This is a genomic window from Dyella sp. LX-66 (genome assembly GCF_018599165.1).
Lineage (GTDB): Bacteria > Pseudomonadota > Gammaproteobacteria > Xanthomonadales > Rhodanobacteraceae > Dyella_D > Dyella_D marensis.
The window spans coordinates 18994-45180 of sequence record NZ_JAHFVJ010000007.1; the positions used below are offsets into that span (position 1 = coordinate 18994).

Annotated in this window: 28 protein-coding genes; 13 read left to right on the forward strand and 15 right to left on the reverse strand. The window is 68.2% G+C overall.

Annotation, left to right across the window (positions count from 1 at the left end; genetic code table 11):
• Positions 1-99 precede the first annotated feature (99 nt).
• A complete protein-coding gene (locus tag KK141_RS14795; protein ID WP_026636216.1) occupies positions 100-309 on the reverse strand; it encodes a cold-shock protein in 210 nt (69 codons plus the stop codon).
• 391 nt (positions 310-700) lie between these two features.
• Between KK141_RS14795 and KK141_RS14800 the strand changes: the two genes are divergently transcribed.
• On the forward strand, positions 701-1165 hold the full coding sequence (locus KK141_RS14800; RefSeq protein ID WP_214571338.1) for a hypothetical protein: 465 nt from the start codon (positions 701-703) through the stop codon (positions 1163-1165).
• A 4-nt stretch (positions 1166-1169) separates the two neighbouring features.
• On the opposite strand, the gene KK141_RS14805 is transcribed toward KK141_RS14800, so the two are convergent.
• Positions 1170-2483 carry a crosslink repair DNA glycosylase YcaQ family protein gene (locus KK141_RS14805; RefSeq protein WP_214571339.1) on the reverse strand — a complete coding sequence of 438 codons (1314 nt, stop codon included), beginning with the start codon at positions 2481-2483 and terminating at the stop codon, positions 1170-1172.
• Between the two features lie 126 nt (positions 2484-2609).
• On the opposite strand from KK141_RS14805, the gene KK141_RS14810 reads away from it, so the two are divergent.
• A complete protein-coding gene (locus KK141_RS14810) occupies positions 2610-3095 on the forward strand; it encodes a hypothetical protein (RefSeq protein ID WP_214571340.1) in 486 nt (161 codons plus the stop codon).
• A 133-nt stretch (positions 3096-3228) separates the two neighbouring features.
• A complete protein-coding gene (locus tag KK141_RS14815; RefSeq protein WP_214571341.1) occupies positions 3229-4320 on the forward strand; it encodes a phospholipase A in 1092 nt (363 codons plus the stop codon).
• A 31-nt stretch (positions 4321-4351) separates the two neighbouring features.
• Here the strand turns inward: KK141_RS14815 and KK141_RS14820 are convergent, their stop codons facing one another.
• Together KK141_RS14820 and KK141_RS14825 are read right to left on the reverse strand one after the other, a co-directional pair.
• Positions 4352-5539 (reverse strand): NAD(P)/FAD-dependent oxidoreductase, encoded by a 1188-nt coding sequence (locus KK141_RS14820; protein WP_214571342.1) that lies wholly within the window; start codon positions 5537-5539, stop codon positions 4352-4354.
• An 89-nt stretch (positions 5540-5628) separates the two neighbouring features.
• Positions 5629-6111, reverse strand: a complete 483-nt coding sequence (locus KK141_RS14825) for a peptidylprolyl isomerase (RefSeq protein ID WP_167254309.1) — start codon at positions 6109-6111, stop codon at positions 5629-5631.
• Positions 6112-6276: 165 nt separating this feature from the next.
• On the opposite strand from KK141_RS14825, the gene KK141_RS14830 reads away from it, so the two are divergent.
• Positions 6277-7641 (forward strand): MATE family efflux transporter, encoded by a 1365-nt coding sequence (locus KK141_RS14830; protein ID WP_214571343.1) that lies wholly within the window; start codon positions 6277-6279, stop codon positions 7639-7641.
• 11 nt (positions 7642-7652) lie between these two features.
• On the forward strand, positions 7653-9200 hold the full coding sequence (dacB, locus tag KK141_RS14835) for a D-alanyl-D-alanine carboxypeptidase/D-alanyl-D-alanine-endopeptidase (RefSeq protein WP_214571344.1): 1548 nt from the start codon (positions 7653-7655) through the stop codon (positions 9198-9200).
• Here dacB and KK141_RS14840 read toward each other — a convergent pair.
• The gene (locus KK141_RS14840) at positions 9185-9670 is read right to left on the reverse strand and encodes a glutathione peroxidase (RefSeq protein WP_214571345.1); all 486 of its coding nucleotides are present in this window, start codon (positions 9668-9670) and stop codon (positions 9185-9187) included. The genes dacB and KK141_RS14840 overlap by 16 nt on opposite strands.
• 89 nt (positions 9671-9759) lie before the next feature.
• Here KK141_RS14840 and KK141_RS14845 point away from each other — a divergent pair, with 89 nt between their 5' ends.
• From KK141_RS14845 to KK141_RS14855, 3 genes are all read left to right on the forward strand, one after another.
• A complete protein-coding gene (locus KK141_RS14845) occupies positions 9760-10770 on the forward strand; it encodes a methionine ABC transporter ATP-binding protein (RefSeq protein ID WP_214571346.1) in 1011 nt (336 codons plus the stop codon).
• Positions 10767-11450, forward strand: coding sequence for a methionine ABC transporter permease (locus tag KK141_RS14850; RefSeq protein ID WP_214571347.1), 684 nt, complete (start codon positions 10767-10769; stop codon positions 11448-11450). Before KK141_RS14845 ends, KK141_RS14850 begins: the two co-directional genes overlap by 4 nt.
• A gap of 119 nt (positions 11451-11569) precedes the next feature.
• On the forward strand, positions 11570-12376 hold the full coding sequence (locus KK141_RS14855) for a MetQ/NlpA family ABC transporter substrate-binding protein (RefSeq protein WP_214571348.1): 807 nt from the start codon (positions 11570-11572) through the stop codon (positions 12374-12376).
• A gap of 54 nt (positions 12377-12430) precedes the next feature.
• Here KK141_RS14855 and pncB read toward each other — a convergent pair whose 3' ends face one another.
• A complete protein-coding gene (gene pncB / locus KK141_RS14860; RefSeq protein ID WP_214571349.1) occupies positions 12431-13630 on the reverse strand; it encodes a nicotinate phosphoribosyltransferase in 1200 nt (399 codons plus the stop codon).
• Positions 13631-14052: 422 nt separating this feature from the next.
• Here pncB and KK141_RS14865 point away from each other — a divergent pair, with 422 nt between their 5' ends.
• On the forward strand, positions 14053-14862 hold the full coding sequence (locus KK141_RS14865) for a cytochrome c (RefSeq protein WP_214571350.1): 810 nt from the start codon (positions 14053-14055) through the stop codon (positions 14860-14862).
• A 1-nt stretch (position 14863) separates the two neighbouring features.
• Here the strand turns inward: KK141_RS14865 and KK141_RS14870 are convergent, their stop codons facing one another.
• From KK141_RS14870 to KK141_RS14885, 4 genes are all read right to left on the reverse strand, one after another.
• Positions 14864-16141 carry a dicarboxylate/amino acid:cation symporter gene (locus KK141_RS14870; protein WP_214571351.1) on the reverse strand — a complete coding sequence of 426 codons (1278 nt, stop codon included), beginning with the start codon at positions 16139-16141 and terminating at the stop codon, positions 14864-14866.
• A gap of 101 nt (positions 16142-16242) precedes the next feature.
• Positions 16243-17274: an aminopeptidase gene (locus KK141_RS14875; protein WP_345777588.1), complete on the reverse strand. Its 1032-nt coding sequence runs from the start codon at positions 17272-17274 to the stop codon at positions 16243-16245.
• Positions 17275-17377: 103 nt separating this feature from the next.
• Positions 17378-17764, reverse strand: a complete 387-nt coding sequence (locus KK141_RS14880) for a hypothetical protein (protein WP_214571353.1) — start codon at positions 17762-17764, stop codon at positions 17378-17380.
• Between the two features lie 106 nt (positions 17765-17870).
• On the reverse strand, positions 17871-18476 hold the full coding sequence (locus KK141_RS14885) for a rhomboid family intramembrane serine protease (RefSeq protein WP_214571354.1): 606 nt from the start codon (positions 18474-18476) through the stop codon (positions 17871-17873).
• Positions 18477-18613: 137 nt separating this feature from the next.
• Between KK141_RS14885 and KK141_RS14890 the strand changes: the two genes are divergently transcribed.
• A complete protein-coding gene (locus KK141_RS14890) occupies positions 18614-19498 on the forward strand; it encodes a PhzF family phenazine biosynthesis protein (protein WP_214571355.1) in 885 nt (294 codons plus the stop codon).
• Complete coding sequence (locus KK141_RS14895) at positions 19495-19989, forward strand: YaiI/YqxD family protein (protein ID WP_345777583.1); 495 nt, start codon at positions 19495-19497, stop codon at positions 19987-19989. Before KK141_RS14890 ends, KK141_RS14895 begins: the two co-directional genes overlap by 4 nt.
• On the opposite strand, the gene KK141_RS14900 is transcribed toward KK141_RS14895, so the two are convergent.
• Both KK141_RS14900 and KK141_RS14905 read right to left on the reverse strand, forming a co-directional pair.
• Positions 19986-20864, reverse strand: coding sequence for an NAD(P)-dependent oxidoreductase (locus KK141_RS14900; protein ID WP_214571356.1), 879 nt, complete (start codon positions 20862-20864; stop codon positions 19986-19988). The two genes, KK141_RS14895 and KK141_RS14900, sit on opposite strands and share 4 nt — an antisense overlap.
• Before the next feature lie 74 nt (positions 20865-20938).
• A complete protein-coding gene (locus KK141_RS14905) occupies positions 20939-22117 on the reverse strand; it encodes an NAD(P)/FAD-dependent oxidoreductase (protein WP_214571357.1) in 1179 nt (392 codons plus the stop codon).
• An 86-nt stretch (positions 22118-22203) separates the two neighbouring features.
• On the opposite strand from KK141_RS14905, the gene KK141_RS14910 reads away from it, so the two are divergent.
• Complete coding sequence (locus tag KK141_RS14910) at positions 22204-22686, forward strand: YajQ family cyclic di-GMP-binding protein (RefSeq protein WP_167254277.1); 483 nt, start codon at positions 22204-22206, stop codon at positions 22684-22686.
• A 106-nt stretch (positions 22687-22792) separates the two neighbouring features.
• Here the strand turns inward: KK141_RS14910 and KK141_RS14915 are convergent, their stop codons facing one another.
• Positions 22793-23470: a DUF1345 domain-containing protein gene (locus KK141_RS14915; protein WP_214571358.1), complete on the reverse strand. Its 678-nt coding sequence runs from the start codon at positions 23468-23470 to the stop codon at positions 22793-22795.
• Positions 23471-23530: 60 nt separating this feature from the next.
• Positions 23531-23821 carry a GNAT family N-acetyltransferase gene (locus KK141_RS14920; protein ID WP_214571359.1) on the reverse strand — a complete coding sequence of 97 codons (291 nt, stop codon included), beginning with the start codon at positions 23819-23821 and terminating at the stop codon, positions 23531-23533.
• Between the two features lie 141 nt (positions 23822-23962).
• Between KK141_RS14920 and KK141_RS14925 the strand changes: the two genes are divergently transcribed.
• On the forward strand, positions 23963-24796 hold the full coding sequence (locus KK141_RS14925) for a hypothetical protein (RefSeq protein ID WP_214571360.1): 834 nt from the start codon (positions 23963-23965) through the stop codon (positions 24794-24796).
• Positions 24797-24820: 24 nt separating this feature from the next.
• Here the strand turns inward: KK141_RS14925 and KK141_RS14930 are convergent, their stop codons facing one another.
• Positions 24821-25918 (reverse strand): 3-deoxy-7-phosphoheptulonate synthase, encoded by a 1098-nt coding sequence (locus KK141_RS14930; RefSeq protein WP_214571361.1) that lies wholly within the window; start codon positions 25916-25918, stop codon positions 24821-24823.
• Between the last annotated feature and the right edge of the window lie 269 nt (positions 25919-26187).

The following is a 26187-nucleotide window of genomic DNA, read 5'->3' on the forward strand; positions in this document are numbered from 1 at the left end:
TTTTTCGCACGGGTATGTGGGAAGACCCCATGCCGAAAGGCGTAAAAAAAGGCCGGGCATCGCTGCCCGGCCTTTTCAATCGATCAAGAATGCCTTGGATCAGGCCTTCTGCACTTCGTCGGCCTGCAGACCCTTCTGGCCCTGCACGACCTTGAAGCTGACCTTGTCACCCTCGGCCAGGCTCTTGAAGCCGTTGCCCTGGATGGCGCGGAAGTGGACGAAGACGTCCGGGCCGTTGTCACGGCTGATGAAGCCGAAGCCCTTGGCATCGTTGAACCACTTGACGGTACCGATCTGACGATCAGACATGTGAAACACTCCTAAAGGTTTTGATTGAGGCTCAGCCCTTCCTTCGGAAAGGCCGACTTACTGAGCTGCTAAGGAAAACCCTAGGGGTGAGGCGATGAAGCGGATCGCTGATCAGCGGCATCGGGTCACAAAACAGGTGACCCCGGCAAACACAGTCCGCACATCATAGCTGTTTCAAAGGGCGGAAAGCGAATACGGGGGTAGACGGAGAAAGCTGAACAGAAATAATCACGGCAGCATTTCCGCCCGTTCTTCACCCAAAACGCCATTCGATTCAGCTTTTCTTTACGACGCTCAGTGTCTATTGCGACTGCCTTTTGGCAACCGGGCGTTGCTCAACTTTCCATATCGCGGCACGGCCCGCCCGGGGCCGACAGTCAAGGAGATGCTCATGACCAGACTTCCCTCGCGCCTCGCCCTGCTCGTGCTCGCCGGCGGACTTGTCCTGGCCGGATGCAACGACAAAACCACCCGTCCCAGCTCCAGCGGGAGCTCCACCACAACCACCAGCAGCAGCCGCGGCACGGCGCCCGCCAGCACCACCCGCGCACCCGCCAGCAAGCCCAAAACCGCACCCAGCCAGGCCTTGCCGGACCAGACCGGCATCCCCGCCTGCGACAACTATCTGAACACCTATATCGCCTGCCACCAGGCCGCGGCGATCTATCCGGCGGACCAGATCGAGGGCCGCTACGAGGCGATGCGCGAAAGCCTGCTGCGCGATTCGCTGGATCCGGATATCCGCCCACAGCTCGGCAACCGCTGCACTTCGCTGGCCAACCAGCTGCACCAGGCCCTGCACGGCAAGACCTGTGCGCCGCAGCCGGTGGTGCCGGCCAGCGGCGGCTCGCACTGAGCCATCAGTCCATGGCGCGCCAGTGCGCGCGCAACGCTGCCGCCACGCTCGCGGGGCGGCAGCGGCCGAGGCGGATCTTCGGGGTGCCGTGCCAGCGCGCGGTTGCCGCGATCGCCTCGGCCACGTCGGCGATCCAGGCCGGCGTCGGCGTTTCGCCCTCTTCCAGGTAAAGCGCCTTCACCTCAAATACACATTCGGCTCGATGCGCCTTGGCATCGAGCCGGCCGACCAATTGCCCGCGGCGCAGGATCGGCAGCACGTAATAGCCATAGCGGCGCTTCGCCGCCGGCACGTAGCACTCGATGGTGTATTCGAAGCCGAACATCGCCTGCGCTCGCGCGCGGTCCCATACCAGCGGGTCGAACGGCGACAGCAGCGTCGTATAGGTGGCACGCAGGCCGCCGCGCAACGCCTGCGCCAGCTCGTCCGCATGGTCGGCGTGCACGTAGCCGGGCACTTTCCAGTCCGCCACCGCCACTTCGATCAGTTCGCCTGAAGCCACCAGCGGCGCCAGCTCGCTGTCGGTGACCGCGGGTTTCAGCCGGTGGTAGTCGGCGATCCAGCGCGCCTGGGTGACGCCGAGCGCGCGCACGGCGTCGACGATGAAGCGGCGGCGCAGCGCCTCCTGCTCCATGCCCAGCGGCGCGTCGTCGAACGATGGCTGCAGCTGCGCGATCACGCGCTCGGCCAGATCGTAGACGCGCTGGAAACGCTCGCGCCGGCTAACCATCAGCTCGCCCAACGCGAACCAGGCTTCCAGCCAGCGCTTCTCGGGCTTCCACGACCACCAGCCGCTGACCGCACCGGGTTGCTCGCGTTCGAAATCCGCCGCGCGCGCCGCGCCGTTCGCACGGATGCGTTCGAGCAGGCCATCCATGTCCTCGCGCTGCTCGCGATGCGTGCGCTCGGCATGGCGATACGCCCAATGCGTGCCGCGGCGCACGCCCCACGCGCGATGCCAGGCGTAGTCGGCGGCCGGCACAAAACAGGCTTCGTGCGCCCAGCATTCGGCGAGCCTGCCTTGCGCGAGCGCTTCGTCCAGCCATGCCGGTTCGTAATCGCCCACGCGCGAATGCAGCACCAGGTAAGGACTGCGCGCCACCACGTGGATGGTGTCGATCTGCAGCAGGCGCATGCGCGTGATCGCATCCAGCACGTCGTCGCGCCGTGCGCGGCGGCGCGGTGCGCGCAGCAAGCCTTGTGCGGCCAGTTGCAGGCGCTGCGCCTGTGCCAGCGTGAGACGCGGCTTGCCCGCCTGAAGTGCAGACGGCGACGACGAAGTTTTCACACCGACCACATCGAATGGTTGTGCAGGCATTTATCCGGCCTTTGTTAGCGTTGTCCTCAGCGCTGGACGAGCCATGCGCGGCCCGGCACCGTGGTCGCTTCCACGTCCTCGCGCCTTCCGTCCTCGAGCCAGTCATTCTGGCATGGAGCATCGACGATGAATCCCCGCAATCCCCTGCTTACTCTTCTTGCCTCCGGCTCGCTGATGTTCGCCGGCACCTTGATGGCGCAGAACCAGCCCGCGCAGCCCATGCCTCCGCCGCCTCCGCCGCCGCAGGCACAACCGCAACCGATGCCGCCGCCGCAGCCGGCGCAACCGCAACCCATGCCGCAGCCGCAAGCGCAGCCGCAGCCGATGCCTCAGCCCATGCCGCAGGCGCAGAGCGCACCCGCACCGCAACCCGGCCAGGACGCCGCGCAGTTCAACAGTGCGCAAGGCCAGGTCACCGTCAACTCCAGCATGCCCGCGGTCAAGGATGCCGGCCCGCCGCCGGACTTCGCCGCGCTCGCCAACGGCAAGGCGTATGTCACCGAAGACGACGCATCCGCCTATCCGCCGCTGGCCAACGACTTCCTGCACGCATCCGGTGGCGCGCAGCATCTGAGCAAGGCCGCCTATGCGCGCTGGTTGAAGCAGCGCTGAGCTTCCGGCACCCTGACGCCGGTCGCGGTCCGCCGCGGCCGGCGTTTTCGTGTGCGGCACCCGCGTTCGGCCGCGCCCTTCCCCTCGATGGATGTCCCCGCGCCCGCATGGGCCTGCTTTTGTGGAGTACGCAATGACGCGAACGAACGTCACCCTGGCGCTGCTGCTGGCGACCGGCCTGCTCAGTCCGCGCGCGCATGCGCAGAATCCCGATCCGATGGACATCCGCGCCTGTACCGCGATCGAGAGCGACGCGCAGCGCCTGGCCTGCTACGACCGCGCCACTGGCCGCGTGAACCTGCCCACCGCGCAGAAGCGCGTGAACGAGAACGCCGCGGCGCCCGGCGTGTTCGCTGCCGACAAGAGCCAGCGCGAAGTCGCCACGCAGGGCAATCCGGAAGTCAGCCGCCCGATGTCCCTGCTCGATTCGCGCTGGGAGCTCTCGCCGGAAAGCAAGCTCGGCACCTTCAACGTGCGCGGCTACAAGCCGCTCTATCTGCTGCCGGTCTTCGCCACCAGCAACCAGAACGCACAACCGCACAGCCCCAATCCGCTGAACACGGTGGACACGCCGCAGCAGCTGCAGAACGTCGAAGCGAAATTCCAGCTCAGCCTGAAGACCAAGGTGTGGCAGGGGGTGTTCGGCGACGAAGGCGACCTGTGGGTGGGCTATACGCAATCGTCCCGCTGGCAGGTCTACAACAACAAGACCTCGCGTCCGTTCCGCGAGACCAACTACGAACCCGAAGCGATGCTGATCTTCAACACCAACTATCAGATCGCAGGCTGGGACGGCCGCCTGCTCGGCATCGGCGTCAACCACGAATCCAATGGCCGCTCCAATCCGCTGTCGCGCAGCTGGAACCGCGTGATGGGCAATATCGGCTTCGAGCGCGACGGCTGGACGGTGATGTTCCGCCCCTGGTGGCGCGTGCCGGAGCACGGCAAGGACGACAACAATCCGGACATCAGCGACTACATGGGCCGCGGCGACGTGCAGATCGTGCACGAATGGAACGGCCAGGAATTCGGCCTGATGCTGCGCCACTCGCTGCGCGGCGGCGACCGCAGCCACGGTGCGGCGCAGCTCAGCTGGGCCTTCCCGATCACCGGCAACCTGCGCGCCTATATGGAGCTGTTCAAGGGCTACGGCGAGAGCATGATCGACTACAACCACAACGCGACCTATCTCGGCGTGGGCATCTCGCTGCTCGACTGGTACTGAGCACCGCCGTTTTACCGAGCAGGCCTGGTGGTCAACGCCACCAGGCCTTTTTCGTGCCGGTGAGGATCTTCAGCGTCTGCCCGCGCGCCAGCGGCAGGCGGCTCAGCGGATGGAAGGCCATGTCGCGCCACCACGCCAGGCCATCGCGCTGCGACTGGAACAGCGGCGTCAGCCAGCGGCTCATGCGCTGGTACACGGCCAGATGATGGCGGCGGCGGCGCGCGTAATCGGCCAGCGCCGCATCCGTGGTGGCCTGCGCGGCCAGCGCATCGGCCAGCGCCTCCGCATCCAGCAGCGCCATATTCACGCCCTGCCCCAGCTGCGGGCTCATCGCATGCGCGGCATCGCCGACGAAGACCACGCGGCCGTGCACCGGATGGCGCAGCACCACGTCGCGATAGCGCGCGCGATGCAACTGCGCGGGCGTGTCGATGCCGTTTAGCAAATACAGCGCTTCGGGCCACAGCTCTTCCACGCGCTGCCGCAGCCGCGCCAGCGCCGCGTCGTCGAAACCGTCCACCTGCTCGCCCGGCAGGCTGAAGTAGAACGTGAGCCAGTCGCCCTCGCGATCCACCCGCCGCCCCACCGGCAGCAGGCCGATCATTTCGCGCGTGCCGGCATAGCGCTGGCGCAGCTCGCCGCGGTGCGGCCAGTCGCCCGCGGGCAGCAGGCACCACATCGCGCCCCAGGGATACACCGACTCGCGCCGGCGCTGCGCTGCCGGCAGATGGCGCCGCAGGTGCGAGTGCGCGCCATCGGCAACCACGATCAGATCGAACGGGCCGTGCAGGCCGCCGGCGCTGTCGCGCAGATGCACGCCGTCCTCGGCCACCGCCTCGATGCACACGCCGGTATGGATGCGCGCGGCATCGGCGTAGGCATCGCGCAGCAGGGTGAACAACGAACCGCGGGTGAGGCCCAGGCCGAAGCAGGCTGGCGCATGGTCGGCGTAGCGCATGTCCATCACGCGGCGGCCGCGGCGGTTCTCGCCATGCAGCCGCTCGATGCGCTGCCCTTGCGCCAGCGCGCCTTCATGCAGGCCCAGGCGCGACAGCACGCCCAGGCCCGTGGGCTGCAGCAGGAAGCCGGCGCCGACGGGGCCGGGCGTGGCCGCCTGCTCGTACACGCTCAGCGCGTGTCCCTGGGCGGCGAGAAACAGCGCCGCGGCCTGGCCGGCGGCGCCGTAGCCGACGATGGCGATGCGCAGGGATTCCTGCATGGCGACTCGATCCTTGAGCTGGCAAGCGGGCGCACGACGCCCATAAAAAAAGCCGGCCCGGTCGAAACCGGGCCGGCGCGTGTCAGTGCTTAGTGCTCGTGGCCGCCTTCGCCGTGGACGTGGCCGTGGGCCAGCTCTTCCTCGGTGGCTGCGCGCACGTCGGTCACCTCGATGGCGAAGTGCAGGGTCTTGCCGGCCAGCGGGTGGTTGCCGTCGATATGCACGACCTGGTCGTCCACCGCGGTCACGGTGACGTTGATCACGCCCTGCGGGCCGTGGCCCTGGAACTGCATGCCGGGCTGGATGTCTTCCACGCCCTGGAACGCTTCGCGCGGCACCGACTGGGTGAGCTCGGCGTGGTGCACGCCGTAGCCTTCTTCCGGCGCCACGTCGACCTTGAACTGGTCGCCGGCCTGGCGGCCGGTCATGGCCTTCTCCAGGCCCGGCACGATCTGGCCGACGCCATGCAGATAGGTGAGCGGCTCGCGGCCTTCGGAACTGTCGAGCACCTGACCCTGGTCGTCGGTCAGCGTGTAATGGAAGGAGGCGACGGAGCTCTCGGCAATCTGCATGGTGATCTCGCAAAGGGGGAAGAGTGGAACCGGTCCAGGCCCATGCATGGATGGGGGCCGGCAAGGCAATGGCCGGGAAGACTACCAGCTTGGGCGTCAATGCGCTGTTTTCCACGGCGCCGCGCACGGCGCTACGCTGCGCCATCCCCCACCATCCGCCGCCCCATGTCGCCCATCCTCGAAGCCTGGCGCCACCGTCCCACCCATCAGCGGGTGTGGGCGCTGGCCGTACCGATGATCTTGTCCAACCTCACCGTGCCGCTGGTGGCCCTGGTCGACAGCACCGTGGCCGGGCATCTGCCGCAGACGCAGGATCTTGGCGCCGTGGCGGTGGGCAGCGCGATCTACGCCCTGCCGGTGTGGAGCCTCGGCTTCCTGCGCATGGGCACCACCGGCTTCGCCGCGCAGGCCGAGGGCGCGGGCGACCGCGCCGCGCTGCGCACGGTGCAGGTGCAGGCCCTGCTGCTGGCCGCGGTGCTGGGCGTGGCGGTGGGCCTGCTGATGCTGCCGCTGCTGCCGTGGCTGATCGGGCAGATGCACGCCACGCCGGCGCTGGCCGAGCGCGGCCAGGGCTATGTGCAGCTGCGCCTGCTCGGCCTGCCGGCCGCGCTGCTCAACTACGCGCTGGCCGGCTGGTTTATCGGCGCGCAGCGCGCGGGCACCACGCTGGCCCTGCTGCTGGTGGCCAACCTGGTGAATATCGCGCTGAACCTGCTGTTCGTACTCGGCTTCGGCTGGGGCGTGCCCGGCATCGCGCTGGCTTCGGCCTGCGGCGAGTGGTGCGGGGCGCTGTACGGCCTGTGGCGCGCGCGGCGCGCGGTGCACGGCTGGCCGGGCAGCGTGGACTGGCAGGCGCTGCGCGGCTGGGCGCACTGGCGACCGCTGCTGATGGTCAACCGCGACATCTTCATCCGCACGCTGGCGCTGGAAGGCGTGTTCTTCAGCATCTCCCTGCTCGGCGCGCGCCTGGGCGACGCCACCGTGGCGGCCAATGCGCTGCTGCTCAACGGGCTGATGCTCACCGCCTTCGGCCTGGACGGGCTGGCCAATGCGGTGGAAGCGCTGTGCGGCCACGCCATCGGCGCGCGCGATGCGCAGGCGCTGCGGCGCGCGCTGGTGGTGGCCGGCGGCTGGTCGCTGCTGGGCAGCATCGGCTTTGCGCTGCTGTTCGCCGGCGGCGGCCCGCTGTTCGTGGACCTGCAGACCAGCCTGCCGGAAGTGCGCGCGGTGGCGTATCACGCGCTGCCGTGGCTGGCCGCGCTGCCGGTGGTGGCGGTGTGGAGCTATCTGCTGGACGGCCTGTTCATCGGCGCCACGCGCGGCCGCGAAATGCGCGACGGCATGCTGGTGGCGGTGGCGCTGTTCGCCCTGCTCGCCTGGGCCGCGCGCGGCTGGGGCAACGACGGCTTGTGGCTGGCGTTTCTGGCCTTCATGGCGGTGCGCGGCGCCGGGCTGGGCTGGATCGCCTGGCGGCTGCGCCGGCGCGATGCGTGGATCGCCCCGCTGCCGCATCTGCGCGAGGCTGCGTAATACTGCGCGCCATGAACAAACTGCTACGGATCAGCTCCCTGCTCGCCCTGTTCGCCGCGCTGTGCGGCGGCGCCCATGCCGACGAAGCCTCGTCGCTGGCCTCGCGCATCGAAGCGCAGATCGCGCAGCCGCGCTTCGCCGGCGCGCGCTGGGGCATCGCGGTGGTGTCGCTGGACAGCGGCCGCACGCTCTACGCGCACGACGGCGACCGGCTGTACCAGACCGCCTCCACCGCCAAGCTGTTCACCGCCGCGCTGGCGCTGAGCGAGATCGGCGCCGACTACCGCATCCCCACCCGCCTGCTGGCCGGCGAGCAGGTGCGCAACGGCGTGCTGGACGGTCCGCTGATCCTGTACGGCATGGGCGACCCCACCCTGGGCGCGGACCGCGCCACGGCCGACTGGGCGGAACACATGGCGCAGCAGGTGGCGGCGCGCGGCATCCGCAGCGTCAAGGGTGGGCTGGTCGCGGACGACAGCTATTTCGCCAGTCCGTCGATGGGTTCGGGCTGGGAAGCCTCGGACCTGCAGAGCTGGTTCGCCGTGCCCACCTCCGCGCTGAGCGTGCAGGAAAACCAGGTCGAAGTGACGGTCACTCCCGGCGCGGAAGGCCGCCCGGCGATCGTTGCGCTGGACCCCGCCGGCGCCGTGCCCGAGGTCGCCAACCGCATCGCCACGAGCGCGCGCGGCGTGCGCAACGACATCAATCTCTACCGCGCGCCGGGCGACCGCACGCTGTATGCGTTCGGCAGCATCGCCGCGCGCACGCCGCCGCAGCGCTTCAAGCTGGCCGCGTACGATCCCGCGCTGTTCGCCGGCGAGCAATTGCGCAGCGCGTTGGCGCGGCATGGCGTGGCGCTGCAAGGCGGCGTGCGCGCGCTGCACTGGCCGCAGAGCGACGAAGAGCTGCGCGCGGACGCCAGGATCATCGCCGAAGTGCAATCGCCGCCGGTCGGCGAGATTCTCCAGCGCGGCCTCAAGCGCTCGCAGAACCTGTATCTGCAGAACCTGCTGCTGATCGCCGGCGTGCGCGCGCAGGCCGCGGCGATGCAAGGTCCCGCGCCGCCCACCGGTTTTCTCAGCACCGAGAACTGGGGCATGCGCGGCATGCGCGAGCTGCTCGAACAGATGGGCCTGCCGCCGGGCAGCACGGTGATCGAGGAAGGCACCGGCCTGTCGCGCCGCGACCTCAGCACGCCGAACGCGATGGCGCGCCTGCTGTCCTTCCTCGCTGCGCAGTCATACGCGCCGGTGCTGTTCGAGGCACTGCCGCTGGCTGGCGTGGATGGCACCTTGCAGTGGCGCATGCGCGACACGCCGGCCAACAACAACCTGCGCGCCAAGACCGGCAGCATGTCGCTGGTGCATTGCCTGGCCGGCTACGTCACCACCGCCGGCGGCGAACGGCTGGCGTTCGCCATCATGCTCAACAACTACGACCCGCCGGCCGGCGCGCCGGGCGCCAGCCGCGATATCGATGCGATTGCCGAAATGCTCGCCGGCCTGCGCGCGGAAGCGCCGCTGCCGGAGAAAGCCGTGGCCGCTCAGCCGGCCAATTGAACCTTGACGTCCTTGGCGATCTTCTCCGGCGTGTCGGTGGGCGCGTAGCGCTTCACCACCTCGCCATCCGGGCCGACCAGGAACTTGGTGAAGTTCCACTTGATCGCCTCGCTGCCGAGGATGCCCTTGCCCTCGCTCTTCAGCCACTTGTACAGCGGATGCGTGCCGGCGCCGTTGACCTCGATCTTGGCGAACATCGGGAAGGTGACGTCGTAGCTGAGGCTGCAGAAGTTCTTGATCTCGGCCTCGTCGCCCGGCTCCTGGTGGCCGAACTGGTCGCAGGGGAAGCCCAGCACCACCAGGTCCTTGTCGCGGCCGGCGCGCCACAGCTTTTCCAGGCCTTCGTACTGCGGGGTGAAGCCGCACTTGGAGGCGACGTTGACGATCAGCAGGGTCTTGCCGCGCCAGTCGGCGAGGGAGCGCTCGTTGCCGTCGATGTCGCGCGCGCTGAAGTCGTAGGCCGTGGTCATGGCAAAGCTCCGTCAAGGGTGGCGGCAGTCTACGCCAAAGCCCCGCGTGGCATAGAATGCCGCCTCCCGGTCACTGTCCAAGGCCCGTCGTGATCCGCTTTGCCGATGTCCACAAGTCCTACCGCGTCGACGGCAAGGACATCCCCGCCCTGCAGCCCTTCAGCCTGGACATCGCCGACGGCGAGGTGTTCGGCATCATCGGGCATTCGGGCGCGGGCAAGTCCACGCTGATCCGCCTGATCAACCTGCTGGAGCGCCCCAGCGGCGGCAGCATCCGCATCGGCGACACCGAGATGACCACCCTGGGCGATGCCGCGCTGCGCGCGCAGCGGCGGCGCATCGGCATGATCTTCCAGCACTTCAACCTGCTCGCCTCGCAGACGGTGGCCGACAACATCGCCTTCCCGCTGCGCCTGGCCGGCGAGCGCGACGCCGGCAAGATCGCCGCGCGCGTGGACGAACTGCTGCGCCGCGTGGGTCTGGAAGCCCATGCGGCCAAATATCCATCGCAACTTTCGGGCGGCCAGAAGCAGCGCGTCGGCATCGCCCGCGCACTGGCCAACCGGCCGTCCATCCTGCTGTGCGACGAAGCGACCAGCGCGCTCGACCCGCAGACCACCGCCTCGGTGCTGGAGCTGCTGGCCGAGATCAACCGCGAGCTGAAACTCACCATCGTGCTGATCACCCACGAGATGGACGTGGTGCGCCGCGTCTGCGACCGCGTGGCGGTGCTGGACGCCGGCCGCATCGTCGAGCACGGCGCGGTGGCGGACGTGTTCCTGCATCCGCAGCACCCGACCACCAGGCGCTTCGTCAACGAAGCTCTGCCGGAAGAAGCCGCCGGCGAGCTGGCGCCGTACAGCCATGTGCCGGGCCGCATCCTGCGCCTGTCCTTCCGCGGCGACGCCACCTGGACTCCGGCGCTGGGCCAGGTGGCGCGCGACACCGGCGTGGACTTCAACATCCTGGCCGGCCGCATCGACCGCATCAAGGACCTGCCCTACGGCCAGCTCACACTGGCGATGCAGGGCGACAACGTGGACCAGGCGCTGGTGTCCTTGCGCGCCGCCGGTATCGAGATCGAGGAACTGAGCCGATGAGCGCGCCCCTGCTGCAAAGCCTGTTTCCGAACATCGACGACTGGGCGGAGATCGGCCACGCCTGCATCGACACCTTGCTGATGCTGGGCGGCTCGCTCGCGCTCACCGTGCTGATCGGCCTGCCGCTGGGCGTGCTGCTGTACCTCACCGGCAAGGGCCAGCTGCGCGCGATGCCGGCGTTCTATGCGGCACTGTCGCTGGTGGTGAATGTGCTGCGCTCGATCCCCTTCATCATCCTGATGATCGTGCTGATGCCGCTGACCTATGCCCTGGTCGGTACCAAGCTGGGCATCCGCGGCGCGATCCCGCCGCTGGTGATCGGCGCCGCGCCGTTCTTTGCGCGCCTGGTGGAAACGGCGCTGCGCGAAGTGCAGCGCGGCGTGATCGAGGCCAGCCAGGCGATGGGCGCCAGCACCTGGCAGATCGTGCGCCACGTGCTGCTGCCGGAAGCGCGCGGCGGCCTGATCGCCGGCACCACCGTCACCGCCATCGCGCTGGTCGGCTATACCGCGATGGGCGGCGCGATCGGCGCGGGCGGGCTGGGCGACCTGGCGTATCGCTACGGTTACCTCAGCTACAAGTCGGACTATATGTTCGTCACGGTGGTACTGCTGATCGTGCTGGTGCAGCTGCTGCAGATGGTCGGCGACCGCGTGGTGGCGCGCTACACCCGGCACTGAGGCCGGCTCGGTGTTGGGGTTCGCTTCGCTCACCCCAACCTACGCCAGCCATCGGGCCGGCTTTGCAAGCAGCCGTATGGACGGCTATTCTGGTGCATCGCATCAAGGATTCTGACGCCATGAAGAAGCTGCTCCTCGCCCTCGCCGCCCTGCTCGCGCTGGCCGGCTGCTCGTCCTCCGGTTCCGGCGACGCTGCCGCCGGCGGCAGCCAGAAGCTGGTGGTCGCGGCCACCGCCGTGCCGCACGCGGAGATCCTCAAGCAGGTCAAGCCGCTGCTGGCCAAGGAAGGGGTGGAGCTGGAGATCAAGGTCTTCGCCGACTACGTGCAGCCCAATACCCAGGTGGCCGAGAAGGCGATCGACCTGAATTACTTCCAGACCAAGCCCTACCTGGACGAATTCAACCGCCAGCGCGGCACCCAGCTGACCATTGTTACCGGCGTGCACATCGAGCCGTTCGGCGCCTACTCGCGCAAGCTCAAGAACATCGCCGACCTGCCCGACGGCGCCACCGTCACCCTGCCGAACGACCCGAGCAACAACAGCCGCGCCCTGCTCCTGCTGGCGCGCCACGGGATCATCACGCTGAAGGACCCGAACGACGAGCTGGCCACGCAGAAGGACATCACCGCCAATCCCAAGCACCTGAAGTTCCGCGAGCTGGAAGCGGCCATGCTGCCGCGCACGCTGGACGAAGTGGACCTGGCCCTGATCAATACCAACTACGCGCTGGCCGCCGGCCTCAATCCGACCAAGGACGCGCTGCTGATCGAAGGCAAGGATTCGCCCTACGTGAACTACCTGGTCGGCCGCCCCGACAACAAGGACGACCCGCGCGTGCAGAAGCTGGCCAAGGCGCTGACCAGCCCGGAGATCAAGGCCTTTATCGAGCAGAAGTACCAGGGCGCGGTGCTGCCGGCGTTCTGAGCGGCATCATGCGGTACACGCGAAAACGCCGGGCATTGCCCGGCGTTTTTCGTTTCAGGCGCAGGCGGCCTCGTCGGCCGGCTGGGGGATGTCGAACACCTGCCGCAGATAGGCCACGTAGGCCTTGTCCTCGCACATGTTCTTGCCCGGCGAATCGCTGAGCTTGGCCACCGGCTGGCCGTTGCAGCGGATCATCTTGATCACGATGTTGAGCGGCGTCGGGCCCACGTCGTTGGTGAGGTTGGTGCCCACGCCGAAGGCCAGCAGGCAGCGGCCGCGGAAGTGCTGGTACAGCTGCATCACCTTGGGGATGTCCAGGCCGTCGCTGAAGACCAGCACCTTGCTGCTGGGGTCGACGCGGTTGGCGCGGTAATGCGCCAGCACGCGCTCGCCCCAGGCGAAGGGGTCGCCGGAATCGTGGCGGGTGCCGTCGAACAGCTTGCAGAAGTACATGTCGAAATCGCGCAGGAAGGCGTTGAGGCCGTAGACGTCGGACAGCGCTATACCTAAGTCGCCGCGGTATTCCTTGGCCCAGGTTTCCAGCGCGGCGACCTGCGAATCGCGCAGGCGCGGCCCCAGCGCCTGATGCGCCTGCAGGTACTCGTGCGCCAGCGTGCCCAGCGGGGTCAGGCCCAGCTTCCAGGCCAGCCACACATTGCTGGTGCCGGCCAGCTTCGGACCCAGTCCGTCGCGCAGCGCTTCCACCACCTCGGCCTGCCACTCGCGCGAGAAGCGGCGGCGGGTGCCGTAGTCGGCGATGCGGCAGGCTTCGTAGCCGGGCGTGTCGCGCAGCAGGGCGATCTTGTCGCGCAAGCGCTGGCGGCCCTCGTCGACGCCGAGCCCCGGATGCGTATTGCGGAAGTACACCTCGTTGACGATGGCCAGCAGCGGCACTTCGAACAAAATGGTGTGCAACCACGGGCCGACGATGCGGATCTCGATCTCGCCGTTGCCGCTGGCCGCCGGTTCGATGCTCACGTACTTGGCATTGAGCTGGAACAGCCCGAGGAAGTCGACGAAGTCGCTCTTGATGAAGCGCCAGGAGCGCAGGTAGTTCAGTTCTTCCTCGCTGAAGCGCAGGCTGCACAGCGCGTCGAGTTCGGCGCGGATTTCCTCGATGTACGGCACCAGGTCGATACCCGGGTTGCGGCACTTGAAGCGGTATTCGACCTGGGCGGCCGGATAGTGGTGCAGCACCACCTGCATCATGGAGAACTTGTACAGGTCGGTGTCGAGCAGGGAGCGGATGATCATCGGGTATCCGGCGGGGGAGAGAGCGGCGCGAGCCGTCCGCGATTATCCCCGTGCGCCGCGCCGGAACGCGAGCCTGGGAACCTTTCCAAGGGCCGGAAAAATGAAAACCCCGGTAGCCAGGGGAGTAGCTACCGGGGTCTTGTCAGGCCGTCCTCTACAAAGAGGGGGAGAAACGGAGGCGGCCCCCGATGGTGCGATCTTTTGCCCCATCTCATTTCGCCTCACGGCGATATGGAAGGTTAGTGTGGCCGGTCCGGACATAGTTCAAGAGCGGATTTAGATCGGTTCAGGTTTCCGCCAGCTTCGGGAAAACCCGGGGAAAATCCGGCAACGGGTTTCAGCCTGCAAGCATCGGCCCCCGCGGCCGGGCCGGGCTCGGGGCGCATGCCACAATGCGGCGCTTGCCTCCCCGGGGACCGTCCATGCTTCTGCGCCACCTGTGCATGCTCGCGCTCCTGATCGCCCTGCCCGCCGGCGCCGCCGAGCTGAAGATCGACCTGGGCCATGGCGTGCAGACGCTGGACAGCCGCCAGCTGGCTGCACGCCCCGATACGCGCAGCATCGAGATCCCCCAGGACGTGGCCTACCACCGCGCCATGCGCTACCGCGCCGTGCCGCTAAAGGCCCTGCTGGCCGGGGCGGCGGCGGGCGACCACCTGCAGTTCGTCGCCAGCGACGGCTTCGCCGCCGAGGTGCCGGCCGCATTGATCCTGGATGGTCACGGCGCCCAGGCCTGGCTGGCCATCGAGGATCCAGGCCAGCCCTGGCCCGCCCTTCCCGGCAAGAGCCAGAGCGCCGGGCCGTTCTACGTGGTGTGGACGCGGCCGGAGGCCGGCGGCATCAATCCCGAGCAGTGGCCGTACCAGCTGGCCGCGATCCGCAAGCTGGACGTGGTAGCCGCGCGCTTCCCGGCCATGGCGCCGGACCCGAAGCTGGCCGCCGCCAGTCCCGAGCGCCGCGGCTTCGAGGTGTTCCAGCGCATCTGCCTGGCCTGCCACACGCTCAACGGCCAGGGCGACGCCAAGCTGGGGCCGGACCTCAACGTGCCCTACAACCCCACCGAATACCTGCGCGCCGACCTGCTGCGCGCCTACGTGCGCAATCCGCAGTCGCTGCGCCACTGGCCGCAGGCGAAGATGCCGGGCTTCGACGCCAAGGTGCTGAGCGACGCCGACCTGGACGCCCTGCTCGCCTACCTGCGCCACATGGCCGGGCGCAAGCACGGCCCCTGAGTCAGCGCGCGGGCTCCTGCTCCGCGTGCAAGGCGGCGGGCGCGGCCTCGCCCAGATAGACGTTCATATCCAGCAGCCCCTGTTCGCGTGCCACCAGCACCGGCACCAGCATCTGGCCGGTGACATTGGTCATGGTGCGCATCATGTCCAGCACGCGGTCGATCGCCACCAGATAACCGATGCCCTCCACCGGCAGGCCGGCCGAACTGAGCACCAGGGTGACCATCACCGTGGCCGTGCCGGGCACGCCGGCGGTGCCGAACGAGCCAAGCACCGAGGCCAGCAGGATCACGAAGTACTGCGCCGGCTCCAGGCTCAGGCCGAAGTACTGCGCGACGAAGATCGCGCTGATCGCCGGATAGATCGCGCCGCAGCCGTCCATCTTGATGCTGGCGCCCAGCGGCACCGCGAACGAGGCATAGGCCGGCGCCACGCCCAGGTTCTGCGTCACGCTGCGCAGCGCCACCGGCATCGAGGCAAAGCTCGAGGACGAAGTGAAAGCCACCTGCATCGCCGGCAGCACGCCGCGGAAGAAGCGGCGCGGACTGAGCCCGTGCGCCAGCAGCAGGCCGCCGTAGACCAGCACGATCTGCACCGCGCACGCGGCATACAAGGCCAGCACGAACTTGCCCAGCGGCAGCAGCTTCTCGAAGCCGTAGCCGGCCACCAGGGCGGCGATCAGGCCGAAGGTGCCGATCGGCGTCATCTCCAGCACGAAGCGGGTGACCTGGATCATCGCGTCGTTGGCTTCGCCGAACAGCTCGCGCAGGCGCGCGGACTTCTCGCCGATCTTCACCAGGGCCAGGCCGAGCAGGCCGGCGAAGAAGATCACCTGCAGGATTTTGCCTTCGGACAGCGCGCGAAACGGGTTGGTCGGCACCACATCGAGCAGCACCTTCACCGCCGAGGGCACTTCACGCACCTTGTAATCCGCCGCCATCGCCAGCTGTCCGACGCCCAGGCCCGGGTTGGTCAGATGTCCGACCAGCAGCCCCACGCCCACCGCCAACGTGGCCGTCACCGCGAACCACAGGAAGGTGCGCCCGCCCAGCGCCGCCATGCGTTGCACGCCGTGCAGGCTCGATACGCTGTTGACCACGGCGAAGAACACCAGTGGCACCGCGATCATCTTGATCAAGGCCACGTACACGTCGCCCAGCGGCTGGAACCACGCCACCACGCCCGGTCCGCATGCCCAGCCGGCGAGTGCGCCCAGCACGAAGCCCGCGAGCACGCGCTTCCAGAAACGGATACCGAGCCACCAGGACACCAGCTTCAAGGGCCTTCTCCACGCACGCGAAAGGCCCGACCATACACCGGTTATGGCCGTATGGACGTCCATACGGCAACACAGCGTTTCGTTTTCGGAACGATCCAGGCTTACGGGGCCTGCCCGTCGGCTGCTGCCGCGGCAAGACGCCGCAGTTCGCCATCGCGCGCATCCTTGGGCAGTTTCGCCAGCCGGCGCACGTCGGCGTAGAACACCGGCCACTGCCCTTCCGACTGGCGGAACAGCTCGGCGAAAGCCGGCTTCCACTGGTCGTAGAGGCCGAACGGCAGCAGGCGCGCGTTGTTGATCGGCGCCGCCACCCAGGCGTCGTAGCGGTGGTCGTTCGGCCAGTTGGCATCGCGCCACTGGCTGTAGCGCTGGCGGAACGCGGCGATCTCCGCCTGCTTGGCCGTCTCCAGCGCGGCCTCGCCGCCGCCCTTGGCATAGGCCTGGCGCAGGCGGTTGCGCAGTTCCAGCACCAGCTTGGTAAAACCGTCGTCCTCGGCCTGCTCGCGGCCCAGCAGCGGCGGCAGCTTGCGCGAGGCGCGCCATTCCTTCAGGCCCTGCTCCTGCACGAAGCTGGCGAAGGATTCGTTGAAGGCGCTGTCGTCCTGCACGTAGATCAGCTGGTGCGCCAGCTCGTGGAAGATGGTGCCGGCCAGCTCGTCGTCGTCCCAGCGTAGCATGCTGCTGAGGATGGGGTCGGCGAACCAGCCCAGGGTGGAATACGCGGAGACGCCGCCGACGTAGACGTCGTCGCCCTCCGCCTTCATCCGCGCAGCCTCGCCCTTGGCCTTGGCCTCGTCGAAATAGCCGCGGTAGGCCACGCAGCCGGCCACCGGAAAGCAATGCCGCACGGCATCCACCGAATAGCGCGGGGTGGCGAACACGTTCCACACCACGTAGGGGCGGTCCAGTTCCACGTAGCGGGTATAGCTGCGGTTGTCGGGCAGGCCCAGTTGCTGCGAGGCGAAGCGGCGCGCCTGCTGGGCCAGTTCCAGGCGCCTGGCCAGGGCGGGTTTGGTCGCCGGGTCGGCGATCACCCGGCCGACCGGGCGCTGGTTCAACAGCAGCTGGCTCTGCCCGTGGGCCACGTGGGCGTAGTAGCGCAGGCCGCCGCAGGCGGATAGCAAAAGGCCCACCGCCACGAGGACGATGAGCCTGTTGAATCGTTGCGGCAGACGCTTGCCCGGATAGCTCATCCGGCGATTGTGCCGGGCCGGCCCTCAGCGGGCCAGGGCGGACTCAGCGGCCGTGGCCGCTCCAGTGCCCGCCGCGGCCACCGCTCCAATTGCCGCGATGTCCACTCCAGCTGCCGCCGCGCCAGTTGCCGCCGCCGCGGTAATAGCGGCCGCCGCGATCGTGCCAGCGCGAGCCGCCGCCGTACCACACGCCGCTGATGCCCACCGTCACCGGCGGGGCGTAGCAGCAGCCGTAATAGCCACCGCTGTAATACGTGGGATAGGCCGGCGCGTAATAGCCGTCGTCGTAGACCACCGTGCGGCCGGAGCCGTAATAGGCGTCGCCCACATAGCTGGAACTGCGGACGTAGCTGTAGCCCGGATCGTAGTAGCAACCCGACAGGGCCGCGGTGGCGGCGACCAGGGTCAGGCCGGCAAGCAGGCGTTTCATGGCGCACCTCGGGAGGTTGATGGCGCCACGCTAGGCCCGCCGCGTTGAATGCGCACTGAGCGGAAACGCCCTCTTCCGGCGCCGGTTAAACCCGGGTCCGCGGCGTTCAGAAACGCGGGCGCGCCAGTTCGCTAAGGAAGTGTGAGATCAGGTCCGGCTTCATCACCAGGGTGAAGGCCACGCCATACGCCGCGCCCCACAGATGCGCGCTGTGGTTGACGTTGTCCTGGCCGTGGCGGTCCATCCAGATCGAATAGGCCACGTACAGCACCGCATAGACGATCGCCGGCATCGGCACGAAGAACACGCCGATGCGCGCCCACGGCGCCACCAGGATGAAGGCGAACAGCACCGCCGACACCGCGCCCGACGCACCCAGGCTGCGGTACCTCTCGTTATGACGGTTGGCGATATAGGTCGGCAGGATCGAGACCACCAGCGCGCCGAGGTAGAACAGCAGGAAGCCGGTCTTGCCCAGGTAAGCCGTATAGGTCGGCTCCATCGCGCGGCCGAAGAAGAACAGCGTGATCATGTTGAACAGCAGGTGGTAGAAGTCGGCATGGATGAAGCCGTAGGTCACCAGCCGGTGGTATTCCTTCTTCTTCTCGATCGCCGGCGGCCACAGGATCAGGTCCTGCATCAGGCGCGCGTTATTGAACGCGATGAAGGACACGATGCAGTTGACGGCGATGAGCAGCAGGGTGATCAGCATGTACGGTTTCCGTGCGCGGGTACGGCAAAGCGCGCATCTTGGCCGGCCGGCCGGAGCTTGTCGACCTCGCCCTGGCGTGCCCGCGCGACGTATCATGCGCGGCTAAGTGCTTCTTCCCCCGCCACACGCTTCCCCTCATGCCCCCCATCCGCTATCTGCATCTGGACGTCTTTGCCGCTGCCCACGGCGGCGGCAACCACCTCGGCGTCGTCACCGACGCCACCGGCTGGAGCGACGCGCAGATGCAGCGCTTCGCCCGCTGGACCGACCTGGTCGAGACCACCTTCCTGCTGCCGCCGTCCAGTCCCGAGGCCAGCTACCGCGTGCGCATCTTCACCCCGCACAAGGAAATCCCCTTCGCCGGCCATCCCAGCATCGGCAGCGCGCATGCGGTGCTCGAATGCGGCCTGGCCGCGCCGCGCGACGGCGTGCTGTGGCAGGAATGCGGCGCCGGCGTGCTGCCGATCCGCATCGAAGGCGCGGGCGACACCCGACAGTTGCTTCTGCAATCACCGCAGGCCACGGTCGAGAAGACCGGCGCCGACGTCCATCCGCTGCTCGCCGCGGCGCTGTCCGGCATCGGGCTGGGCACGCTGCCGCCGGCCTATGTCGCCGGCGGCCGCCACTGGTGGCTGGCCGAATGCGCCGACGAAGCCAGCCTGCGCGCCTGGCAGCCGGACCACGCCGCCATCGGCGCGCTGGCCCGCGCCACCGACAGCCTGGGCCTGTGCGCGTTCGCGCGCGCTGAGCACCCCGACTACCAACTGGTGGTGCGCGCCTTCCCCGCCGGGGTGGGCATCGTCGAGGACCCCGCCTCCGGCGCCGCCAACGGCCTGATCGCCGCCTACATCGCCCACGCCGAACCGCAGGGCGCGCTGGCCGCCGGCTATACGGTGAGCCAGGGCCGCGAGATCGGCCACGACGCCAGCCTGCGCGTACGCATCATCGACGGCACCGTCTGGATCGGCGGCCGCACCAACACGGTGGTCGACGGCACGCTGCACTGGAACGGCCAGCCGTGAAGCTGCCCGCCGCCAACGCGGATGCGCACATCTGGGTCGATGCCGACGCCTGCCCGGTGGCGATCAAGGAGATCCTGTTCCGCGCCGCCGAGCGCGAACAGGTGCAGGTCACCCTGGTGGCCAATCAGTTCCTGCGCACACCGCCGTCGCGCTTCGTGCGCGCCATCCAGGTACCCGGCGGCTTCGACGTGGCCGACGCGGAGATCGCCAACCGCGTGGCGCCCGGCGACCTGGTGGTGACGCAGGACATTCCACTGGCCGCGCAGGTGATCGCCAAGGGCGCGCTGGCGGTGCATCCGCGCGGCGAGCTGTTTACGCCCGACACCATCGCGCAGCGCTTAGGCATGCGCGATTTCATGGAGGAACTGCGCGGCGCCGGCGTCGATACCGGCGGCCCCGCCGCCTTTCATCCACGCGACAAGCAGGCCTTCGCCAACCAGCTCGACGTGTGGTTGGCGCGGTTGCGCCAAGCCCGCAAAGCCGCGCCTTAGTCCTTCAAGCCCGCGCGGCGCGCGGCCACCGTCGACAGCGCCGACCAGTCCACGTCCTCGTCGCCCAATGCCAGCGTTTCCAGCAGGCTGTCGCGCAGCACGCTGGCGAACGGCAGCGGCACGCGCGCGGCGTCACCGGCCGAAAGCGCCAGGTTGATGTCCTTGTAGCCCAGCGGCAGCGCGAAGCCGGCCGGCTTGAAGCGCTGCTCGGCAATGAGCTTGGCGTAGCCCTGGTACGGTGGCGAGGCAAACAGCGTGCTGGTCATCAGATGCAGGAAATCGCCGGCACTCACGCCATGCGCGCGCGCCAGCGCGGACGCCTCGGCCATGCTTTCGATCGCCGCGCCGAGCATGAAGTTGCCGGCGATCTTCACCACGTTGGCACGCTCCGCTTCTTCGCCCATCGGCCAGATCGCGCCGCCCATCGCTTCCAGCAGCGGCCGCACGCGTTCGAGCACGGCCGGCTTGCCGGCGGTGACGATATTGAGCTTGCCGGCGGCGGCCACGTCCGGCCGGCCGAACACCGGCGCGGCGAGATAGTCGATCCCGCGCTGCGCATGCGCGGCGGCCAGTTCGCGCGCCAGCGCCACCGACACGGTGGCGTGATTGACGTGCACGGTGCCCTTGTCCATCTCGTCGAGCAGGCCGCCGTCGAACACCACCGCGCGCACCGCCTGGTCGTTCGACAGCATGCTGAACAGCGCATCGCCCTGCGCCGCGCGCTCGGGCGTGCTGGCCACCTTGGCGCCCAGCGAAGCGAGCGGTTCGGTGGCTGCCGGCGAACGGTTCCACACCGTCACGCTGTGGCCGGCCTTGAGCAGGTTGCTGGCCATCGCGCTGCCCATCGCGCCCAGGCCGATAAAACCGACTTTCATGGAGAATTCCTCAGCAAGGGAAAACGGAAAACAGGTCGATCACCGTGCGCCACGCCGGGTGGATGGCACGTGACTCAGGCGGCCAGCCCGGCGGCATGGCCCGACGCCCATGCCCACTGGAAGTTGTAGCCGCCCAGCCAACCGGTCACGTCCACCACTTCGCCGATGAAGTACAGACCGGGCACCAGCTTCGATTGCATGGTGCTGGACGACAGGCCGTCGGTATCCACGCCGCCGAGCGTGACTTCGGCCGTGCGATAACCCTCGGTGCCGCTCGCCACCAGCGGCCAGTCGCGCAGCTGCGCGGCGATCGCATCCAGCTCGGCGGGGCGGTATTGCTTCATCGGCCGGCTTTCGAACCACAGCTCGCACAGGCGCTGCGCGAGGCGGCGCGGCAGCAGGTCGCCCAGCACGTTCTTCAGCTCCATCGCCGGGCGCGCATTGCGCTGCGCATGCAGCCAGCCGGCCGCGTCCCGGTCGGGCAACAGATCGATACGCAGGTCGTCGCCCGCCTGCCAGTACGAGGAAATCTGCAGGATGGCCGGCCCGCTCACGCCGCGATGGGTGAACAGCATGCCGGCGCGGAAAGCGCGCTTGCCGACGCGCGCCTCCACCAGCGGCAAGGCCAGGCCGGACAGGTCCTGGTAATGCTCCTGATGCTTGCCGCTCAGGGTCAGCGGCACCAGGCCCGCGCGCGTGGGCAAGACCTGATGGCCGAACTGCTTCGCCAGTTCGTAGCCGAAACCGGTGGCGCCCATGCTGGGAATCGACAGGCCGCCGCTGGCCACCACCAGCGATTGCGCATGCACTTCGCCGCGCGCGGTGTGCACAGCGAAGCCCTCGTCGGTCTTGCACACGCGATCCACCGCGCAACTGGTTTCCACGCGTGCGCCGGCCGCGGCGCATTCGTCCAGCAGCATGCGCACGATCAGCTTCGACGATTCATCGCAGAACAGCTGGCCGAGTTCCTTCTCGTGGTAGGCGATGCGGTGCTTTTCCACCAGCGCGATGAAATCCGCCGGCGTATAGCGCGCCAGCGCGGACTTGGCGAAATGCGGGTTGGCGGACAGGTACTGCGCCGGCGTCACGCCCAGGTTGGTGAAATTGCAGCGCCCGCCGCCGGACATCAGGATCTTCTTGCCCGGCTTGTTGGCATGGTCGAGCACCAGCACGCTGCGCCCGCGCTGCGCGGCCACGATCGCGCACATCAGGCCGGCCGCACCCGCGCCGATCACCAGTACATCCACCTTCACGCCATCACCCACCCTAGCTGCGAGGGGACGGATTATCCCCTACCCGCGTACACTTCCCTACCGTTTTCCCCTTGCGAGATGCCGACATGCCTTCCTTCGACGTAGTTTCCGAAGTCGACAAGCACGAACTCACCAACGCCGTCGACCAGGCCAACCGCGAGCTGTCCACCCGCTTCGACTTCAAGGGCACCGAGGCCAAGTTCGAGCTGGACAAGTTCGTGATCACCCAGAGCGCCCCCAGCGAATTCCAGCTGGAACAGATGCTGGACATCCTGCGCGGCCGCCTGGTGTCGCGGAAGATCGACGTGCGGGCGCTGGACGTAGCGGACCCGGAAACCAACCTGGGCGGTTCGCGGCAGAAGATCACCGTCAAGCAGGGCATCGAGCAGCCGGTGGCCAAGAAGCTGGTGGCCTCGCTGAAGGAGGCCAAGCTGAAGGTCGAGGCGCAGATCAACGGCGACAAGCTGCGCGTGACCGGCAAGAAGCGCGACGATTTGCAGCTGGCGATGCAGGTATTGCGCAAGGCGGAAGTGGAGCTGCCGCTGCAGTTCGACAATTTCCGCGACTGAAGCCACCAACGCTACGGCGTAGGTTGGGGTGAGCCACCGGCGAACCCCAACATCGCAACGTTCAACCGTGCCACATCGTTGGGGTTCGCCTGCGGCTCACCCCAACCTACGCCTTGCCCGCCACCACATTCACGCTCAACGCAATGATGAACACGTTGAAGAAGAACGCGATCACGCTGTGCAGCAGCGCCACGCGGCGCAGGTAGCGGCTGGTGATCTGCACGTCGGAGACCTGGAAGGTCATGCCGATCACGATGGCGAAATACGCGAAGTCCCAGTAGTCCGGCTCCGGCGTCTCCGGAAACTGCAGCCCTTCGTGCTTCTTGCCGAAGTCGCCGTAATAGCCATGCGCATAGTGCATGGCGAACATGGTGTTCATGAACAGCCAGGACAGCACGATGCTGCCGGCGGCCAGCACGATCGAGGCCATGCCGCCCTCCGCGCCGCCGTGCAGTTCCGCGCCCAGCGCGACCATCACCACCGCGGTCAGCACGATGGCGCTCCACAGGAAACCCCAGCGCCCCGTGTCCTGCGCGCGCGCCTGGCAGCGCATCAGCTCGGGGCTGGCGCGGCCGAACAGCACGGCCAGCAGGCTGAGGTAAACCAGCGCGGCGAGGTCGAAGGCCAGCAGCAGCGCCATCGAGGCGCGCGTGCCATACACCAGCAAGGCGGCCAGCGCAGCGGCGAAGATGCCCATCGACACCATCAGGCGCGGACGCGCGCGCAGATAGTGGAAGCGCCGGTACGTCCTGGGCCGGGGCTTGCTCGGGGCGGTGCTGTTCATGGCGATCTCCCTGGGAGCCGCGGCGACCATCGCAGCGACCGCGCGATGATAGCGAGCGGATCAGCCTGCGCGCAGGTCTTCGTACTCCGGGTGGTGGCGCATCCACGCATCGGCGTAGGAACATGCGGGACGCACTTTCCAATGCTGCGCGCGTGCATGGTCCAGCGCGGCTTTCACCAGGGCCGAGGCGATGCCGCGTCCTTCCAGCGGCCGCGGCACGCCGGTGTGGGTGATGGTCATCACTTCGCCGGAGGGCGTGGGCGACAAGGTGTAGTCGAGCACGCTCAGTTCCAGCTCGACCGCGGTGGAGAAGCGTCGCTCGTTCGGCTGGTGCTTGATCTCGTAGTTCATGGCGTGGACCGCGATGGATGAAGCGGGCAGCTTAGGGCAGGCCGCGTGCCTGCGCCTGTGAAAGGCGGCAGCGGTTGTCATCCATGGCTTCGCTTCGGGCGTTCCCACTGCATTGCCGTTGTCTTTGGAGAATTTCCGCCGATGCCCATCCGCACCCGCCGCCATTTCGTCCAGGCCTGCCTCGGCGGCCTCGCCGCATTGCCGTTCGCGCGCGTGCGCGCCCTGCCCGGCGGCACGCCGGCCTGCCGCTTAAGCGCGGAGCAGACGGAAGGGCCGTATTACCTGGATCGCGGGCTGCTGCGGCAGGACATCACCGAAGGCAAGCCGGGCCTGCCGCTGGCGCTGGAATTCGAAGTGCTGGACAGCCGCACCTGCCGTCCGCTGCACGATGTGGCGCTGGAAATCTGGCATTGCGATGCGCAAGGCGTGTACTCGGGCTTCGGCCACGATCATGGCGGCGGCGCAGGCGGTCCGGGCCCTGGCATGCCGCCACCGCCGGGTCCGCCGCCGCACGGCGCGATGCCGCCGGGCGGTCCGCATCCGGGCGGTGGCCATCCACCGCAGATGCAAGCCAGCGACGCGCTCACCTTCCTGCGCGGTGCGCAGCTTGCGGATGCGCGCGGCAAGCTGGCCTTCCGCACCATCTTCCCCGGCTACTACGCGGGTCGCTGCAACCACATCCATCTGAAGCTGCACGTCGGCGGCATGGCGAAGGACGGCCATTACCGCGGCGGCCATACCGTGCACACGGGGCAGCTGTTCTTCCGCGAGGAAGACACGCAAGCAGCGATGGCGCTGGCCGCTTATCGCCGCGAGCATCTGGCGCGCACCACGGTGCAGCAGGACGACATCTACGGCTCGCAGCACGGGGCGCAATCGGTGGCGCAGGTGACGCGCGGCAACGGACACGACCCGTGGACCGCGCGCCTCACGCTCGCGGTCGATCCCAGCCAGAGCAGCCGCGAAGGTTCCTGAGCGCGGCTCAGCAACCCATCACCTTCAACACCCCACGGCCTGCCGCAACCGCGCCGCCACGCCCGAACCCGCGCGGCGGCGGCGCACCGCTTCGTCCAGGCGTTCCAGTACACCGAGCGACGTCTCCCAATCGATGCAGCCGTCGGTGATGCTCTGGCCGTAGCGCAAGGCTTCGCCCGCCACCAGTTCCTGGCGGCCGCCGACCAGATGGCTTTCCACCATCACGCCGATGATGCGGCGCTCGCCGTCTTCCAGCTGCAGCGCGATATCGTCGATCACGCGCGGCTGGTTCTCCGGCTGCTTGCTGCTGTTGGCATGGCTGGCGTCGACCATCAGGCGCGGCGCCAGGCCCGCGCGTGCGATCGCTTCGCACGCGGCATCCACGCTGTCCGCGTCGTAGTTCGGCTGCTTGCCGCCGCGCAGGATCACATGGCAGTCCTCGTTGCCGATGGTGCTGGCGATGGCGGTGCGGCCGTCCTTGGTCACGGCCATGAAATGGTGCGGCTGCGAGGCGGCCTGCACCGCGTCCACCGCGATCTTGACGTTGCCGTCGGTGCCGTTCTTGAAACCCACCGGGCAGGACAGCCCCGAGGCCAGCTCGCGATGCACCTGGCTTTCCGTAGTGCGCGCGCCGATCGCGCCCCAGGCCACCAGGTCGGCGATGTACTGGGGCGTGATCATGTCCAGGAATTCGCAGCCGGCCGGCACGCCCAGTTCGTTGATGTCGCGCAGCACGGTGCGCGCCAGGCGCAGGCCCTTGTCGATGCGGAAGCTGCCGTCGAGATCCGGGTCGTTGATCAGGCCCTTCCAGCCGACCGTGGTCCGCGGCTTCTCGAAATACACGCGCATCACGATCTCCAGCGTGTCCGCATAGCGGCGCCGCTGTGCCAGCAGGCGGCGTGCGTACTCCATGGCGGCGGTGGTGTCGTGGATCGAGCAGGGGCCGATCACCACCACCAGCCGGTCGTCCTGGCCGGCGAGGATGTCGTGCACGGCGCTGCGCGCATGCGCCACGGTGTCGAGCGCGCGTTCGCCGGCAAGGCAGTCGCGCATCACGTCGGCGGGCGTACTCAAGGGGGTGATCGCGCGGATGCGCAGGTCGTCGGTGTGCGGCAGTGTCATGGCTCGGATTCCTGGGTGGGGGTCCAGTGGCGGCCATGAAAAAAGCCGCCAGTGGTGGCTGGCGGCTTTTCGGAAGTGTGGTCGTTGGGTTCTGCTTACGATCGCACCTCTTCCTCCGCCGCCGGCATCGGATAGCCGTAAAACCAAAAGTAATAGCGGGCGGAGGAGAAGGTCATGGGGCGTATGGATAACACAGCATCCGGCCGCTGCAAACCCCTGAGGATGAAATCCGGAAAATACCGGCGACGGTTGCGATCGCAACCATTGCA

What these genes read in the sequence shown, in the direction of transcription:
- KK141_RS14880 (WP_214571353.1), bottom strand. Translation starts at nt 17,764, where the DNA reads ATGAAACGCCTGCTTGCCGGCCTGACCCTGGTCGCCGCCACCGCGGCC.
- KK141_RS14885 (WP_214571354.1), bottom strand. Translation starts at nt 18,476, where the DNA reads ATGCTGATCACCCTGCTGCTCATCGCCGTCAACTGCATCGTGTCCTTC.
- KK141_RS14900 (WP_214571356.1), bottom strand. Translation starts at nt 20,864, where the DNA reads ATGAAAGTCGGTTTTATCGGCCTGGGCGCGATGGGCAGCGCGATGGCC.
- KK141_RS14820 (WP_214571342.1), bottom strand. Translation starts at nt 5,539, where the DNA reads ATGCAGGAATCCCTGCGCATCGCCATCGTCGGCTACGGCGCCGCCGGC.
- KK141_RS14815 (WP_214571341.1), top strand. Translation starts at nt 3,229, where the DNA reads ATGACGCGAACGAACGTCACCCTGGCGCTGCTGCTGGCGACCGGCCTG.
- KK141_RS14800 (WP_214571338.1), top strand. Translation starts at nt 701, where the DNA reads ATGACCAGACTTCCCTCGCGCCTCGCCCTGCTCGTGCTCGCCGGCGGA.
- KK141_RS14865 (WP_214571350.1), top strand. Translation starts at nt 14,053, where the DNA reads ATGCTTCTGCGCCACCTGTGCATGCTCGCGCTCCTGATCGCCCTGCCC.
- KK141_RS14810 (WP_214571340.1), top strand. Translation starts at nt 2,610, where the DNA reads ATGAATCCCCGCAATCCCCTGCTTACTCTTCTTGCCTCCGGCTCGCTG.
- KK141_RS14825 (WP_167254309.1), bottom strand. Translation starts at nt 6,111, where the DNA reads ATGCAGATTGCCGAGAGCTCCGTCGCCTCCTTCCATTACACGCTGACC.
- KK141_RS14830 (WP_214571343.1), top strand. Translation starts at nt 6,277, where the DNA reads ATGTCGCCCATCCTCGAAGCCTGGCGCCACCGTCCCACCCATCAGCGG.
- KK141_RS14805 (WP_214571339.1), bottom strand. Translation starts at nt 2,483, where the DNA reads ATGCCTGCACAACCATTCGATGTGGTCGGTGTGAAAACTTCGTCGTCG.
- dacB (WP_214571344.1), top strand. Translation starts at nt 7,653, where the DNA reads ATGAACAAACTGCTACGGATCAGCTCCCTGCTCGCCCTGTTCGCCGCG.
- KK141_RS14890 (WP_214571355.1), top strand. Translation starts at nt 18,614, where the DNA reads ATGCCCCCCATCCGCTATCTGCATCTGGACGTCTTTGCCGCTGCCCAC.
- KK141_RS14920 (WP_214571359.1), bottom strand. Translation starts at nt 23,821, where the DNA reads ATGAACTACGAGATCAAGCACCAGCCGAACGAGCGACGCTTCTCCACC.
- KK141_RS14915 (WP_214571358.1), bottom strand. Translation starts at nt 23,470, where the DNA reads ATGAACAGCACCGCCCCGAGCAAGCCCCGGCCCAGGACGTACCGGCGC.
- KK141_RS14930 (WP_214571361.1), bottom strand. Translation starts at nt 25,918, where the DNA reads ATGACACTGCCGCACACCGACGACCTGCGCATCCGCGCGATCACCCCC.
- KK141_RS14840 (WP_214571345.1), bottom strand. Translation starts at nt 9,670, where the DNA reads ATGACCACGGCCTACGACTTCAGCGCGCGCGACATCGACGGCAACGAG.
- KK141_RS14850 (WP_214571347.1), top strand. Translation starts at nt 10,767, where the DNA reads ATGAGCGCGCCCCTGCTGCAAAGCCTGTTTCCGAACATCGACGACTGG.
- KK141_RS14795 (WP_026636216.1), bottom strand. Translation starts at nt 309, where the DNA reads ATGTCTGATCGTCAGATCGGTACCGTCAAGTGGTTCAACGATGCCAAG.
- KK141_RS14855 (WP_214571348.1), top strand. Translation starts at nt 11,570, where the DNA reads ATGAAGAAGCTGCTCCTCGCCCTCGCCGCCCTGCTCGCGCTGGCCGGC.
- pncB (WP_214571349.1), bottom strand. Translation starts at nt 13,630, where the DNA reads ATGATCATCCGCTCCCTGCTCGACACCGACCTGTACAAGTTCTCCATG.
- KK141_RS14910 (WP_167254277.1), top strand. Translation starts at nt 22,204, where the DNA reads ATGCCTTCCTTCGACGTAGTTTCCGAAGTCGACAAGCACGAACTCACC.
- KK141_RS14925 (WP_214571360.1), top strand. Translation starts at nt 23,963, where the DNA reads ATGCCCATCCGCACCCGCCGCCATTTCGTCCAGGCCTGCCTCGGCGGC.